This window comes from Streptomyces sp. RLA123 (assembly GCF_056270165.1).
In genome coordinates, this window is sequence record NZ_JBWDOR010000003.1 from 3,287,668 (window position 1) to 3,302,402 (window position 14,735).

The 14,735-nt window shown below is 71.9% G+C and carries 12 protein-coding genes; 3 read left to right on the top strand and 9 right to left on the bottom strand.

From position 1 onward, the window contains the following. Positions 1-50: 50 nt before the first annotated feature. From RV983_RS14785 to RV983_RS14820, 8 genes are all read right to left on the bottom strand, one after another. Positions 51-1,328, bottom strand: coding sequence for a thymidine phosphorylase (locus tag RV983_RS14785; protein ID WP_475986258.1), 1,278 nt, complete (start codon positions 1,326-1,328; stop codon positions 51-53). A 15-nt stretch (positions 1,329-1,343) separates the two neighbouring features. Further along, complete coding sequence (locus RV983_RS14790; protein WP_475986259.1) at positions 1,344-1,766, bottom strand: cytidine deaminase; 423 nt, start codon at positions 1,764-1,766, stop codon at positions 1,344-1,346. Continuing rightward, a complete protein-coding gene (locus RV983_RS14795) occupies positions 1,763-3,052 on the bottom strand; it encodes an ABC transporter permease (protein ID WP_475986260.1) in 1,290 nt (429 codons plus the stop codon). The genes RV983_RS14790 and RV983_RS14795 overlap by 4 nt, the downstream gene beginning before the upstream one ends. Continuing rightward, on the bottom strand, positions 3,049-4,164 hold the full coding sequence (locus RV983_RS14800; protein WP_475986261.1) for an ABC transporter permease: 1,116 nt from the start codon (positions 4,162-4,164) through the stop codon (positions 3,049-3,051). The genes RV983_RS14795 and RV983_RS14800 overlap by 4 nt, the downstream gene beginning before the upstream one ends. After that, positions 4,161-5,762, bottom strand: a complete 1,602-nt coding sequence (locus RV983_RS14805) for an ABC transporter ATP-binding protein (RefSeq protein ID WP_475990330.1) — start codon at positions 5,760-5,762, stop codon at positions 4,161-4,163. Before RV983_RS14805 ends, RV983_RS14800 begins: the two co-directional genes overlap by 4 nt. 224 nt (positions 5,763-5,986) lie before the next feature. Continuing rightward, positions 5,987-7,036, bottom strand: a complete 1,050-nt coding sequence (locus RV983_RS14810) for a BMP family lipoprotein (protein ID WP_475986262.1) — start codon at positions 7,034-7,036, stop codon at positions 5,987-5,989. A 153-nt stretch (positions 7,037-7,189) separates the two neighbouring features. After that, positions 7,190-8,434, bottom strand: coding sequence for an amidohydrolase (locus RV983_RS14815; protein WP_475986263.1), 1,245 nt, complete (start codon positions 8,432-8,434; stop codon positions 7,190-7,192). A gap of 233 nt (positions 8,435-8,667) precedes the next feature. Beyond that, entirely contained in the window at positions 8,668-10,209 is a 1,542-nt protein-coding gene (locus RV983_RS14820) for a glycosyltransferase (protein WP_475986264.1), read from the bottom strand. 206 nt (positions 10,210-10,415) lie between these two features. Here RV983_RS14820 and RV983_RS14825 point away from each other — a divergent pair, with 206 nt between their 5' ends. The 3 genes from RV983_RS14825 to RV983_RS14835 are packed head-to-tail and all read left to right on the top strand — an operon-like array spanning position 10,416 to position 13,577. Further along, positions 10,416-12,365, top strand: a complete 1,950-nt coding sequence (locus RV983_RS14825; protein WP_475986265.1) for a hypothetical protein — start codon at positions 10,416-10,418, stop codon at positions 12,363-12,365. Continuing rightward, the gene (locus RV983_RS14830) at positions 12,362-12,730 is read left to right on the top strand and encodes a hypothetical protein (RefSeq protein ID WP_475986266.1); all 369 of its coding nucleotides are present in this window, start codon (positions 12,362-12,364) and stop codon (positions 12,728-12,730) included. Before RV983_RS14825 ends, RV983_RS14830 begins: the two co-directional genes overlap by 4 nt. Then, the gene (locus tag RV983_RS14835) at positions 12,723-13,577 is read left to right on the top strand and encodes a SecDF P1 head subdomain-containing protein (protein ID WP_475986267.1); all 855 of its coding nucleotides are present in this window, start codon (positions 12,723-12,725) and stop codon (positions 13,575-13,577) included. The genes RV983_RS14830 and RV983_RS14835 overlap by 8 nt, the downstream gene beginning before the upstream one ends. 36 nt (positions 13,578-13,613) lie before the next feature. Here the strand turns inward: RV983_RS14835 and RV983_RS14840 are convergent, their stop codons facing one another. After that, on the bottom strand, positions 13,614-14,735 hold the full coding sequence (locus RV983_RS14840; RefSeq protein WP_475986268.1) for a hypothetical protein: 1,122 nt from the start codon (positions 14,733-14,735) through the stop codon (positions 13,614-13,616).

Consider the following 14,735-nt stretch of genomic DNA (forward strand, 5'->3'; position numbering starts at 1 on the left):
GTGGACGTCCACCGGTCCCGCTCGCTGCGCCGCTCGGGGGGCTGCCCCGGTCAGGCGATACGGTCCAGCACGATCGGGCGGGGCGTGAACGCCGTGCTTTCCGGAGAGATCTCGACGCCGCCGGTAAGGGCCGCCAGGGCGTAGTCGAACTTCTCCGGGGTGTCGGTGTGCAGGGTCAGCAGCGGCTGGCCCTGCGTGACCGTCGCGCCGGGCTTGGCGTGGATCTCGACGCCGGCGCCGGCCTGCACCGGGTCCTCCTTGCGCGCGCGGCCCGCGCCCAGACGCCAGGCGGCGACGCCGACGGCGTAGGCGTCGAGGCCGGTGAGCACACCGGACCGCTCGGCGGTGACCACGTGCCGCTCGCGGGCGACGGGCAGTTCCGCGTCCGGGTCGCCGCCCTGGGCGGCGATCATGCGGCGCCACACGTCCATGGCGGAGCCGTCGGCCAGCGCCTTGGCGGGGTCGGCGTCCTTCAGGCCGGCCGCGTCGAGCATCTCGCGGGCGAGGGCGAGGGTCAGCTCCACCACGTCGGCGGGACCGCCGCCCGCCAGGACCTCGATGGACTCGCGGACCTCGAGCGCGTTGCCCGCGGTCAGGCCCAGCGGGGTCGCCATGTCGGTGAGCAGGGCGACGGTCCTCACACCGTGGTCGGTACCCAGACCCACCATGGTGGAGGCCAGCTCGCGGGCCTGCTCCAGGTTCTTCATGAAGGCGCCGGAGCCGACCTTGACGTCCAGGACGAGCGAACCCGTGCCCTCGGCGATCTTCTTCGACATGATCGAGGAGGCGATCAGCGGGATCGCCTCGACGGTGCCGGTCACGTCGCGCAGCGCGTACAGCTTCTTGTCGGCCGGGGCGAGGCCGTCGCCCGCCGCGCAGATGACCGCTCCGGCGTCGCCGAGGACCCGCAGCATCTCCTCGTTGGTCAGCAGCGCCCGCCAGCCGGGAATGGACTCCAGCTTGTCCAGGGTGCCGCCGGTGTGGCCCAGGCCCCGGCCGGACAGCTGGGGCACGGCAGCGCCGCAGGCGGCCACGAGGGGCGCGAGCGGCAGCGTGATCTTGTCGCCGACACCGCCGGTGGAGTGCTTGTCGGCGGTCGGGCGCGGCAGCGAGGAGAACTCCATGCGCTCGCCGCTGTTGATCATCGCCGCCGTCCAGCGGGCGATCTCCGCCCGGTCCATGCCGTTGAGCAGGATCGCCATGGCGAGCGCGGACATCTGCTCGTCGGCGACCTCACCCTTGGTGTAGGCGTCGATGACCCAGTCGATCTGCTCGTCGTCCAGGCGGCCACCGTCGCGCTTGGTGCGGATGACGGAAATGGCGTCCATGATTCACGTACCTTCTTAACGGTTGGTCAGGTCGTCCGGGCCGAACGCGTCGGGCAGGACGTCCCGCATGGTGCGGATGCCGTCGGACATCTCGACCAGCAGATCGGGGCCGCCGTGCTCCCACAGCAGCTGCCGGCAGCGGCCGCACGGCATCAGCTGGTCGCCGTTGCGGTCGACGCAGGTGAACGCGACGAGCCGGCCCCCTCCCGTCGCGTGCAGGAGCGAGACCAGCCCGCACTCGGCGCACAGGCCGAGGCCGTAGCTGGCGTTCTCCACGTTGCACGCGGCGATGACACGGCCGTCGTCCACCAGGGCGGCCGCTCCCACCGGGAAGTGGGAGTAGGGCACATAGGCCCGGGACATGGCGTCCCGGGCCTGCGCCCGCAGGCCTTCCCAGTCGACCCCGGTGGGGTCGGCCGGGCCCGCGGTGCCGGTCACTTCCCCTGACCCTTTCGGTAGCGCATACCGTCAGCCTTGGGCATGCGCAGGCGTTGCGCCGACAGGGAGAGCACCAGCAGAGTGACGACGTACGGGGTCGCGCCGACGAACTCGGCCGGGACCTCGTCGGTGAGCAGGTACCAGACCAGCACCAGCGCGCCGACGGCCAGGCTGGCCACGCCCTGCCACACGTTCCGCTTCCACAGCTTCCAGGCGCCGAGCAGCACCACCAGGATCACCAGGAGCAGCAGCAGCGCGTGGACGGTGGGACCGCCGTTGCGCAGCTGGAGCGCGTCGGAGTAGCCGAACAGGCCGGCACCGGCGGCGAGGCCGCCCACCCGCCAGTTGCCGAAGATCATCGCGGCGAGACCGATGTAGCCGCGGCCGCCGGTCTGGTTCTCCAGGTAGATGTGCGTGGGCACCATCGCCAGGAACGCGCCGCCGAAACCGGCGAGGGCACCGGAGACGATCACAGCGACGTACTTGTAGAGGTACACGTTGACGCCGAGCGACTCGGCGGCCACCGGGTTCTCACCGGCGGAGCGCAGCCGCAGGCCGAACGCCGTGCGCCACAGCAGGTAGAAGCTGGCCACGAAGAGCACGGCGGCGATGATCGTCAGCGCCGAGACGTCGGTGACGAGGCCGCCGATGACACCCGCGAGGTCGGAGACGAAGAACCAGCCGTGCTTCTCGATGCCGCTCAGCCAGTCGGACAGCCCGGGGATGTCGAACGACGGCAGGGAGTCCACCGGAGGCGACTGCTTGGGGTTGCCGCCCTTGGCCGCCGCCTCGCCGCCTGTGAACCACAGCTTGGCGAGGTACTGCGTCGCGCCGAGCGCCAGGATGTTGATCGCCACACCGGAGATGATGTGGTCGACGCCGAAGGTGACGGTGGCGACCGCGTGGACCAGACCGCCGACCGCGCCGCCGACGACACCGGCGAGGACGCCGATCCAGGGGTTGGTCTGCCAGCCCGCCCAGGCACCGAAGAAGGTGCCGAGGATCATCATGCCCTCGAGGCCGATGTTGACCACGCCGGAGCGCTCGGACCACAGACCGGCCAGACCGGCCAGACCGATCGGCACCGCGAGCCCGAGGGCCGCGGTGATCTGGCCCTGTGCGGTGAGCTGGTCCTGGCCCGTGACGATCCGCACGACCGACACCAGCGCGAGCGCGCCGGCGATGATCAGCAGGATCACCGGGAAGGAGAGGCGGACCTTGCGGCCCTTGGTGCCGGCCGCCTTGGGAGCCGCGGGCGGCGGGGTGTGGGTCGTCGTGGCGGTCACGCCGTCACCTCCTTCTTGGTGCGCGCCTGGGCGGCGAGCTGCTCGCCGACCTTCTGCTGCTGCCGCTTGAGGCCGTAGCGGCGGACGAGCTCGTAGGCGATGACGACGCACAGGACGATGACGCCCTGCATGACGCCGACGATCTCCTTGTCGTAGCCGTCGAACTCCAGGCGGCCGGAGCCGCGCTCCAGGAAGCCCCACAGCAGTGCGGCCAGCGCGACACCGACCGGGTTGTTGCGGCCCAGCAGCGCCACCGAGATGCCGGTGAAGCCGATACCGGCCGGGAAGAGGTCGGCACCGTAGGCGTGCACGTCGTTCAGCAGCAGCGGCAGACCGGTCAGGCCGGCCAGGCCGCCCGAGATCAGCATGCTGATGACCACCATGCGCTTGACGCTGACACCGCTCGCGGTGGCCGCGCTCTCCGACATCCCGACGCTGCGCAGGTCGAAGCCGAAGCGGGTGCGGCCCAGCACGAACCAGTAGCCGACGCCGATGATCACGGCGAGGACGACGAAGCCGTAGATCTGGCCGATGTCCTCACCCATGTCGAAGTTGAACAGGTGGCCCGACGAGGGCAGCGGCGTGGTCGACACCGAGGTCTGCGCCTTGTCGAGGTGGCCGAGCCGGCCGGCCTTGAGGAAGAAGCCCAGGATGGACAGCGCGATCGCGTTCAGCATGATGGTCGAGATGACCTCGCTGACGCCGCGGGTGGTCTTCAGGAGGCCCGCGATGCCGGCCCACACGCCACCGACCACCATGGCCACGACGATGATCAGCGGGATCTGCAGGAAGCTCGGCAGGGTCACCGCCCCACCGACCGCGGCGGCGAAGAAGACGCCCAGCCGGTACTGGCCCTCGACACCGATGTTGAACAGGTTCATGCGGAAGCCGACGGCGACCGCGATACCCGCGATGTAGTAGTAGCTGGCCTTGTTGATGATCTCGACCTGGCTGTCGCTCTTGAAGCCGTAGTCGATCATCGTGCTGAAGGCGCCGAACGGCTCCTTGCCGGTGGCCAGCAGCACGAGCGCGGTGATCACGAACGAGGCGACGATCGCCAGCACGGGTGCGGCGACGGCGAGGAGCAGCCGCTCCTTGTCGATCTTCTTCATCGGTCCTCTTCCCCGTGCGCGGCGTCGCCGTTCTCGTGCTCGAGACGGCCGGCGGCGGCGCCGGTCATCGCGGAGCCCAGCTCCTCCGGGGTGATGGTGGCGGGGTCGGCGTCGGCGACCAGGCGGCCGCGGTACATGACACGCAGGGTGTCGGACAGCCCGATCAGCTCGTCCAGGTCCGCGGAGATCAGCAGCACGGCCAGGCCGTCGCGGCGGGCCTCACGGATCTGGTCCCAGATCTGGGCCTGCGCGCCGACGTCCACACCCCGGGTGGGGTGGGCGGCGATGAGCAGCCGGGGCTGATGGCTCATCTCCCGGCCGACGATCAGCTTCTGCTGGTTGCCACCGGACAGGGACGCGGCGGTGACCTCGATACCTGCGGTGCGGACGTCGTACTCGCGCACGATCCGCTCGGTGTCGCGGCGGGCCGCGGCCGGGTCCAGGAGGCCGCCCTTGCTGTTGGGGCGCTCGGTGACGTGGCCGAGGATGCGGTTCTCCCACAGCGGGGCCTCCAGCAGCAGCGCGTGCCGGTGGCGGTCCTCGGGGATGTAGCCGATGCCGTCCTCGCGGCGCTTGCGCGTCGGGAGGTGGGTGATGTCCGTGGTGCCGAGCGTGATCCGGCCGGCGTCGGGCGGGAGGATGCCCATGATCGCCTCGACCAGTTCCGCCTGGCCGTTGCCCTCGACGCCCGCGATGCCCAGGATCTCGCCCTTGTGGATCGTCAGGGAGATCCGGTCCAGGACGACGCGCTCGATGCCCTCAAGGTCGGTCTCCGACAGGTGCAGACCGTCCACGGTCAGCATCGGGATGTCGGTGACCGTGGACTCGCGGGTCTCCGGCGACGGCAGCTCGCTGCCCACCATGAGTTCCGCGAGCTGCTTGGGGGTCGTGGTCTTCGGGTCGGCGGAGCCGACGGTGGTGCCGCGCCGGATGACCGTGATCTCGTCCGCGACGGAGAGCACCTCGCCGAGCTTGTGCGAGATGAAGATGACGGTGAGGCCCTCGGCCTTCAGACCGCGCAGGTTGCCGAAGAGGGCGTCGACCTCCTGCGGGACCAGGACCGCCGTCGGCTCGTCGAGGATCAGCGTACGGGCGCCTCGGAAGAGGACCTTGAGGATCTCGACACGCTGACGGTCGGCGACACCGAGGTCCTCCACCAGGACGTCCGGCCGCACTCCGAGGCCGTAGGCGTCCGAGATCTCCTTGATCCTGGCACGGGCGCGGCCGCCGATACCGAAGAGTTTCTCGCTGCCGAGCACGACGTTCTCGAGGACCGTCAGGTTGTCGGCGAGCATGAAGTGCTGGTGCACCATGCCGATGCCGCGGGCGATGGCGTCGCCGGGGTCGTGGAAGGTGACCTGTTCGCCGTCGACGGTGATGGTGCCCTCGTCCGGCTTCTGCATGCCGTAGAGGATCTTCATCAGGGTCGACTTGCCGGCGCCGTTCTCACCCACGAGGGCGTGCACGGTGCCGCGGTGGATGGTGATGTCGATGTCGTGGTTGGCCACGACACCCGGGAATCGCTTGGTGATGCCGCGCAGTTCGACGGCATGCGGACTGAGGGGGCTAGGGGGACTGGGGGTGCTGGACGCGTTGATGACGCACTCTCCTCGCGGAAAAGAGCGGGGCGGGGCGGGTGTGGCGAACGTACCGCGAGGAGGGAGCTCTATACGCGTAGCGTTGCCAGATCCGTAGTGGTGCGAGTCAGAACAGAAACCACTGGGGACCGAAATGGGCTGAACGCAGGCGCGAGGCCCGGTGAGGGAGAGCCTGGGCTATCCCCCACCGAGCCTCGCGACCGTGACTCAGAGGAGACCGGGCGTCACTTGACGGTCGTGTTGACCTTGATGTCGCCGCTGACGATCTTCTGCTTGGCCGCGTCCAGCTGCGACTTGATGTCGTCGATGAAGCCGCCGCTGGTGGCCAGGCCCACGCCGTCCTTGGCGAGGTCGTAGCTCTGGGTGCCGGTGAGCGGGGCGCCGTCCTTGACCGACTTGACCGCGTCGTAGACCGCGACGTCCACGTTCTTCAGCGCGGAGGTCAGGATCGACTTCTGGTACTTGACCAGACCCGTCTGCGCGTACTGGTCGGAGTCGACACCGATCGCCCAGGCGCCGGTCTTGCCGGCGACGGCCTCGATCGCGCCGTTGCCGGAGGAGCCGGCCGCGGCGTAGACGACGTCGATGCCCTTGTCGAGCATGCCCTGCGCGGCCGCCTTGCCCTTGGCCGGGTCGGAGAAGCCGGACAGGTCCGAGCCGCTGGTCAGGTACTGCGAGGTGACCTTGACCTTCGGGTTGGTCTCCGTGACGCCCTGGCGGAAGCCGGCCTCGAACTTGTTGATCAGGGGGATGTCCACGCCACCGATGAAGCCGACCTTGTTGTCCTTGGTCTTCAGCGCGGCGGCGACACCGGCGAGGTAGGAGCTCTGCTCCTCGGTGAAGACGATGCTGTCGACGTTCTTCGCGTCCACGACGGAGTCGACGATCGCGAAGGTGGTCTTCGGGTACTTCGCGGCGGCGGCCTTGATCGAGTCGCCGTAGGCGAAGCCGACACCGATGACCGGGTTGTAGCCCGCGTCCGCCAGGTCCTCGAGGCGCTGCTCGCGGTCGGCCTCGGTGTCCGAGGTCTTCGCGGTGAGCTCCTTGACGTCGATCCCGAAGTCCGTCTTGGCCTTGTCCAGGCCCGCGGCGGCGGAGTCGTTGAACGAGTGGTCGCCACGACCACCCACGTCGTAGGCGACACCGACCTTGAGCTTGCCGCTCTTGTCGCTGTCGCTGTCGGTGTCCTTGGAGCTGCTGCCGCACGCGGTCGCGGTGAGCGCGAGAGCCGCGGAGGCTATGCCCGCGGCGGCGAACTTGGTTACCCGGCGCAAGAGGGACCCCTTCACTAGAAGCGCCCCGTCCGGGGCTGGCTTAACCCGGAGCTTAACGCGCGTAGATGTCAGGTAAAGGGGGGTTGGCGGCCCGTTATCGGATCGACGCATTTCGGCCAGGTGACCCGGCCGTGACAGCCGGGTCACCCACCGTCATGCCAGCAGCGCAGCGGAGGTGAAGAGCTCCACCCCGACCTTGATCGCGCCCTCGTCGACGTCGAAATCACCTTGATGCAGATCACGCTTGGCGGTGTCCCCCACGGGACGCACTCCGAGCCGCGCGAGGGCGCCCGGCACCTGCTCCAGGTACCAGGAGAAGTCCTCCCCGCCGAGGCTCTGCTCGGTGTCCTCAACGGTGTGCGCACCGTAGCGGGCCGTCATGGCGTCGCGCAGCAGCTCCGTCGAATCGTGCTCGTTGACCACCGGCGGGACCCCGCGGTGGTACGTCAGCTCCCACTTGGCGCGATACATGCCGGCGATCTGGTCGATCACCTCGTGCACCAGGTCCGGGGCCTCGTGCCAGGCGGTCAGGTCCAGGCAGCGGACCGTGCCCTCCAGCTCGGCGTGCTGCGGGATGACGTTGCAGGCATGGCCGGCCTCGATACGTCCCCACACGATGCTCATCCCGGACCGCGGGTCCACCCGGCGGGCCAGCACGGCCGGCAGCTCGGTGGCCATCTTGGCGGTGGCCGTCACCAGGTCGGTGGTCAGGTGGGGGCGGGCGGTGTGGCCGCCCGCGCCGTCCAGGGAGAGCTCGAGGCGGTCCACCGCCGAGGTGATCGGCCCCTGCCGCAGCCCGATCCGGCCGACGTCGACCTTGGGGTCGCAGTGCACGGCAAGGATGCGTCCCACGCCGTCCAGCGCGTTCGCCTTGATGGCGTCCAGTGCTCCGCCCGGCATGACCTCCTCGGCCGGCTGGAACACCAGCCGCACGGGCCGCCGCAGCTTGCCCTCGCGCAGCAGCTCCGCCAGCACCAGGCCGGCGCCCAGCACCACCGTGGTGTGCACGTCGTGGCCGCAGGCATGCGCCCGGCCGGGAACCGTCGAGCGGTAGTCGACCCGCTTGGTGTCCGGGATCGGCAGCGCGTCCAGATCGGCGCGCAGGGCCAGCCGCGGCCGCTCCGGGTCCGTGTCCCCGATGTCGCAGATCAGGCCCGTCCCGCCCGGCATGACGCGGGGCCTGAGACCGGCCTGCTCCAGGCGGGCCTTCACCGCGGCCGTCGTGCGGAACTCCTGGCGGCCCAGCTCGGGATGCATGTGCACATCCCGCCGGAACGCCACGAGCTCCGTCCGCAGGCGCTCGGGGAGCACACCCAAAAGGGCGTCGTCCGGCGCGGCGGGGACGGTGGGGGCCGCTGACACAGGGCTTCCGGAGGGTTCGGAGGGTGAGTCGTTCACCTCCGACAGGCTAGACCGCATCTGCACTCCCGATCACTGGATCGCCGTAAATTCATTCCGCGCGAGGAAGAAAAACTCCCCCGTTCGGTGCGTACCCGGTTCCGTACAGGGGTATCAATACGGTTTACCCCTCGCCACTCCATAGTGGCTCAACGATCGCCCCGTCGCGAGGCAACGCTCGGTGAGCGGCGTCACCCGGGACCCAGGTGGCGGCGCCGTGCGGAGGTACGGGGTCAGCGCGGTCCCAGCAGGCGGGAGTAGAGGTCCATGAGCGGGGCGGACTGCGTCTGCCAGGACCAGTCACGCAGGGTGTCGCCTCGGTCGTAGGCCTTCCGGTAGCGCCGCGGATTGGTCAGTACGGCACCGACGGCGCGTACGAAGTCGGCGGTGTCCAGGGAGCGGAAGACCTCGCCGTTGCCGATCTCCAGCGTCGGCCGGGCCAGCACCCGCACATCGCTGACGACCACGGGCAGACGGGCGTGGGCGTACTCGAAGTAGCGGGCCGGCAGGGCCACCTGGTGCGCGGGCAGGCGGTGCACGGGCAGGACGCCGATGTCCGCGGAGGCCAGGAAGCGCGGGATGTCGGCGGGCGGCACATAGGGCAGCACGTGCAGCCGGCCCTCGACGCCGAGTTCCGCGGCGCGGTCGGTGAGGATCCGCACGAAGGCGTCGCCGGGATCGGGGACGACCAGGGCCGCGTGCAGGTCGTACAGCTTGGGCAGCGCCTCGATCACCGTGAGCAGGCCGCGGGCCGGTCCGACCGCGCCGCTGTGGACCAGGAGGGGGACCTCGGGGGCCAGGTGGCAGCGGTCGCGGACCCCGGAACGCGACGAGGCGGCCGAGGACGGCGGAGTCTCGTACGGCGGGGCGTTGCGCGCCACGGCCGGGCGCGCGGCAAGGCCGTGGCGCTCGCGCAGCCGGTCGGCGTAGGTCTCGGCGACGGTGACGACGCCGTCGACGAGCGGCACATAGGTGCGCTCGTGGGCGTCACGGGCGACGGCGGCCCGGTGGCTGGGCTCGGTCTTGGCCGTGGTGTCCCAGACGACCTCGACACGGTGCCCGGTGCCCTCCGCCCGCAGCGCGGCGCGGACGGCCGTGCCCAGGGTGCGGTGCCCGAGGGCGTGCACCAGGTGCGGGCGCAGCTCGTCCAGGACTGGTCCGTAGGCGATCTCCAGGTCGAGCAGCAGCGGGTCCAGCCGGCGCCAGCAGCGCTTGCCGAGCACCAGGCGCGTGGTGGCGGTGGACAGCCGGTCCAGCAGCCCGCCGGGCGTCGCCCTGCGGCGGACGGCGGCGCGGTACTGCGCCGAGCGCAGGGCGGTCCAGGCCCGGCGCACCGCGTGCTGCAGACGCGCCCCGCCGTGGCCGAGCCGGGCGGCGGCCTTCACCGGTAAAGGGCGGTAGATCACGTCCAGCTCGGCCTGGCGGGAGGCCAGCAGGGCCGTGTGGGCGGCCACGAAGGCGTTGCGGTGCGCGTACGACTCCGCACTGCGGTAGGCCAGTGCGCGCAGCAGGCCCGGACGGGGGCGTTGCAGGCGCCTGCGGTGCAGGGTCTCGGCGACGGAGACACGGATCAGGCGCACGCCCTCGGGCGTGATGCCGTCCCCGTCCTCCTGGCAGTCCTGGCATCCCCGGCCCTGGGCGGCCCGGCCGATGATCGTGACCTCGTACCCCGCCTCGGCGGCGGCCGCCGCCACGCGGTGCGCCCGTGAGTCGCGCTCCAGCGCACTGTCCGCGAGAACCGCGATGCGCCGCGCGGGCCTCGGTGCCGTTGCCATGGAGCAAGGCAACCTGGTTCGGGTGACTGATCGGTTACGCACGGCTTGCGCGCAGCGGAACGCCCCCGACAGCCGGAACACGCGCCCCTGTGCGCCCCTCGCGCCTCGCAGCGCCCCAGCGCGCCTGGTTTTCACACATCCCCCACCTTTTCGGGACTTGTGGGGGCGCCCACACTGGTGGGAACAGGGGAGATGAGGTGGGGCGTGTGACATCGCGATACCCGGGTGCCGGGAGCCCGGGGAACACGACCGGGACCGGCATCGAGGACCGCGCCGGGGAGGGCAGCAGGGAGGCCGGGGAGGGCAGCAGGGAAGAGTCCGCCGCCCGCGGCGCGGGGACCGCCCCCAAGCCCCCGCCCCCGCGCCCGGCGGCCGCGCCGCCCTTACCGCGCCAGGCGCCCGCCCCCGGGTACCGGCCGGGCAGCGGCGGCACCGGCGAGGAGGACTGGGGCGCTTCGACCCGCTACATGTGCGCGGGCGCCCGCCTCGACGAGGGCTTCGCCCGCCGGGTGGTGCACGAACTGCGGCACGAGCGCTACCGCGCCTGCGCCCCTTCCTACGGTGTCGACCTCGACCGGGTGGGCACGCACGCCGAGCAGACCCTGCGGGACCTGCGCAGACGCGACCTTGTCGTCGGCGGCGCCTTCCTGGTGTCGCTGCTGCTGGCCCCGGTGGCCACCGTCGTGTACTGGTTCGCCACCGCCTTCCTGCCGGGCGGCACACCGCACGGCTCCGCCGCGCCCCGGTGGGTGCGCGGGCGGGAGCGGCCGCGCGACCCGGCCGTCCTGGCCGTCCTGCGGGCACTGGCCCTGCAGATCCTCGTGCTGCTCGCCGCCGGCCGGCTGACCCCGCTGGTGCCGGTATGGCTGAACGACGTCCCGGTGGCCACCTTTCTGCTGACGCTGGTCCTCCTGGTCGTCTGCCCCTGGGTGTTCACCTGGGAGCAGCGCGGCCGCACGTGGAAGGCGATCCGCGAGCAACTGACCCGGGAGGCGTTCCGCTCCGCCTCCGGCGCCCCGCCCCTGGACCGGGAGGCGGCCGGGCTGCCGCAGTCCTCGGTCGGCGGGGACGCCAACCTCGTCGTCTACAGCGGCTACCGCCCCTTCGTCGGCGCCGGCGACGAGGTCAACTCCTGGTCGTTCGCCATGCGGCTGGCCCCCGACGGGCACGAGCCGGGCGCGGGCGCCGAGCCGCCCCCGGTGCCTTTCGACACCGCCGGCCTGGTCCGGCGGATGGCCGACGACCTGGACGCGCTGCGCGCGGGCTCCGGAGCGGCCTTCGCGGCGGACCGCGTCCCCGGGCTGGAGGTCACCGAGAAGGTCTTCGTCCACGGCACAGAACTGCGGCAGAACGCCCTGTTCGGCGAGGCGGTGTTCTGGCCGGGCGCCGCCGGGCACTGGCCGCCCGAGGGCAGGCCCGCCGACCAGCTCTCCTCCGAGCGCATCGCCACCGCCCGGGGCACCGTCGACGGACCGGTGCGGCACTGCCTGTGCGCCCAGGTGCGCAGCTGGGGCACGGATCTGGTGCTGTCGGTCTTCGTGCAGGTCGCCGTGAGCGCGGCGACCCTGTATCTGCAGGCGAACACCCTGGTGCTCACGCCCGTCAAGGAGGAGTACCGGGTGGCCGACTCGGTCGCGCGCCCCGAGGACCTCCAGGACCCCCGGGACCTCCGGGACGGGGAGCGCGCCGCTCCGGGACTCGCCGACGCGCTCCTGCACAGCCGCTCGGTGCTGCAGTCCGCGCCGGCCGCCGCCTTCTCGGAACTGCGCGCACCCGCCCGGCGGCAGCGCGCCCTCCAGGCTCAGCGCACGGCGATGTCCGACGACCGGCGGTACGACTTCGGGGCCCGGCTCAGCCTCCGCGAGCTCGCCTCCTCGCACGCCTTCCGGGACTTCTTCCAGCGGGTGGACGTCAACCGCATCGGCAAGCAGATCGAGCTGCAGGTCCTCAGCACCGTCGCCGAGTTCCTCGCCGAGCACGGTCTGGACCTCGGCGATCTGACGCGGCACCGCAACGTCATCCTCAACCAGGGGATCATGATGACCGGAGGATCCATGAGCGGCAGCATCGCCGCCGGGGCCGGCGCGGCGGCGCTCTCGACCGCCCCCGGGCCGCAGTGGGCCGCGGACCCCGGCGAGGGGGGTGGCACGCGATGACCGGGACGGGCGAACCGCGGGCCAACCACGGCATCGTCATCGGCGGGAACGCCAGGGTCGGCGACTCGGCACTGGCCGCAGGGGACGGCGCCGTCGCCCATCGCACCGGACCCGGATCCACGGCCGCCGACGGCGCGCTCGCCGCCCTCGGCGAACTGACGCGCCGGCTGGAGACGTGGGAGGACACCGAGGCGGCGCGCGCCGAGGCGGAGGCCCTGGCCCGGGAAGTGGCCGCCGGGCAGCCCGACGGTGAGCGCGTCGAACGGCGCCTCGCCCGGCTCCGGGCTCTCCTCGGCGACGCCACCGCGCTGACGGGCCTCGTCACCGCGGTGCACGCGAGTGTGCGGGCGATCACCGGTGGCTGAGCGCCGGCGCCGGATCACGGCGCTCGCCCTGCTGCTCGGCTGTACGGGCGCTCTCGCGGCCTGTTCGCCGGCCGGGCATCCCGTCGCGGACAAGGGCGGCGACGGCCCCCGCACAACGACGGTGTTCATCCCGCGCGAGCCCCTGGGCGAGGAGCGGTTGCGGCGGACCGCCGACCTGATGCGCCGCCGCGCCGAGGGTGTCGGTCTCCGGGACGTCGCGGTGCACGCGGCCGACGGCAAGGTCACCGTCACCGCACGGGGTGCCACCGCCAAGCAGCTCGCCTCGCTCGGTGAACCGGCGGTACTCGTGCTCCGGCCGGTGGTCGCGGTCGCACCGTCCGCCGACGGGGTGCCCTCCCCCGAGGCAGGGGCCGGGGTCGCGGAGTTCCAGGCGCTCGACTGCTCGGCGGCCGCCGGCCGTACGGATCATCAACGGGGCCCCGGGGAGCGGGCGGTGGCGTGCGCCACCGAAGTCGTGGGCGGGGTCCGTACGAAGTACCTGCTCGAGCCGGTCGCACTCAACGGCACCGAGATCAGCAGCGCCAAGGCGGTCTTCGACCAGAAGACCGGCCCCGGATGGCAGATCCAGCTGCGGCTGACCTCCGCCGGTGCGACGACGTTCCAGGAGGTCACCGGCCGGCTGGCCGGGCAGACGAGCCCCACCAACCAGTTCGCCATGGTGCTGGACGGCGCGGTGCTGTCCGCCCCCGCGGTGAACACCGCGATCCCCGGGGGGACCGCGGTCATCACCGGCAATTTCACGCACGCGTCAGCCGGCCTGCTGGCCGCGCAGATCAGTGGCGGTTCGCTGCCGACACCGATGGACGTGTCGTCCATGACGCGCTGAGGCGCCTCATGGACGACGACGTCCGCGGTGCCGGTGTCAGGGCGCGAGGACCGTGGGCTGCCCGGAGACCACCGACGCGAGCCCGTGCAGGTCGCGGGCGGTGCCGGTGATGCCGGACAGGAAGCTCTGCGCCCGGGGTGAGGCCGAGTCGGTCAGCCACTCCGGGTCGACGTCGCAGACCTGGATCTTGACGCCGGTGCCCTCCAGCGCGAGCGGGAGGGTGTGCACGACCGTGGAGGGGAAACTCAAGATGGTGTGGCCGATCGGCCCCCGCCTGGCGACCAGTTCCAGGGGCAGGTCGGGCCGCACGATCTCCAGACCGGTCTCGACGGAGAGCCGGTGGAGCTTGTCGACGCTCTCACGGCGGTGCGCGAAGTAGCGGGTCGCGCCGTGGCTCCTGGTCAGGATCGCGACCGCGGTCATGTACCGCTCCAGGTCGACGACGCCGGTCTCCACCAGGGAGGTGCCGACGATGTCGGTGCCGGCGCTGACGGTCGGCGGACCGAAGCGGGCCCGCGTCCACGCGAACCGGTTGGCGCGCAGTGCCATGCCGGACGGCGGCGAGGCGGGCATCGAGCTGAACAGCTCGACCTGCCGGCCGCGGCCCGGGGTGAGACGCCGCCGGGCGGCCGAGGCGAAGACGCCGAAGGCGGCGTCCGCCGGGGAGGGGCGCCGGCCGCTGCGGTGCCAGCGGACCAGCCGCGCGCCCTTGGTCAGCAGCTCGGTGAACTCCATGGTCGCGGTGCCGTCGTCCACGACGATGATCTCCCGCGCCCGGGTGAGCGGCAGGAGGACCTGCACCAGCCGGGAGAAGGGGTCACCGAGGACGACCCGGCCCGCGGAGCGCAGAGCCGGGGTGAGTTCGGCCGCGGTGCGCAGCAGGGAGCCCCGGGAGGAGCGCGCCTCGCACCAGCGGACCACGATGCCCTCGTCCAACGCCAGTTCCGCCATGCGGCGCAGTTGCCCGCGCGTCATGGGGTCGCGCGGGGCGAGAGCCACCACGGTGAGGGGCCGGCCGGGTGCCACCGGGCCCGGGGCGGCCGAAGCCGCCCCGGGTCGCGGTGTGGGCACCGCGGGCGGGTGAACATGCGCCCACTCCAGCACGTTGAGCAGCTGAACGGGGCTCTCTACGAGTGCCAGAGTGCCGCTGTCGCCCAT

What these genes read in the sequence shown, in the direction of transcription:
- RV983_RS14840 (WP_475986268.1), bottom strand. Translation starts at nt 14,735, where the DNA reads ATGGGCGACAGCGGCACTCTGGCACTCGTAGAGAGCCCCGTTCAGCTG.
- RV983_RS14800 (WP_475986261.1), bottom strand. Translation starts at nt 4,164, where the DNA reads ATGAAGAAGATCGACAAGGAGCGGCTGCTCCTCGCCGTCGCCGCACCC.
- RV983_RS14820 (WP_475986264.1), bottom strand. Translation starts at nt 10,209, where the DNA reads ATGGCAACGGCACCGAGGCCCGCGCGGCGCATCGCGGTTCTCGCGGAC.
- RV983_RS14785 (WP_475986258.1), bottom strand. Translation starts at nt 1,328, where the DNA reads ATGGACGCCATTTCCGTCATCCGCACCAAGCGCGACGGTGGCCGCCTG.
- RV983_RS14830 (WP_475986266.1), top strand. Translation starts at nt 12,362, where the DNA reads ATGACCGGGACGGGCGAACCGCGGGCCAACCACGGCATCGTCATCGGC.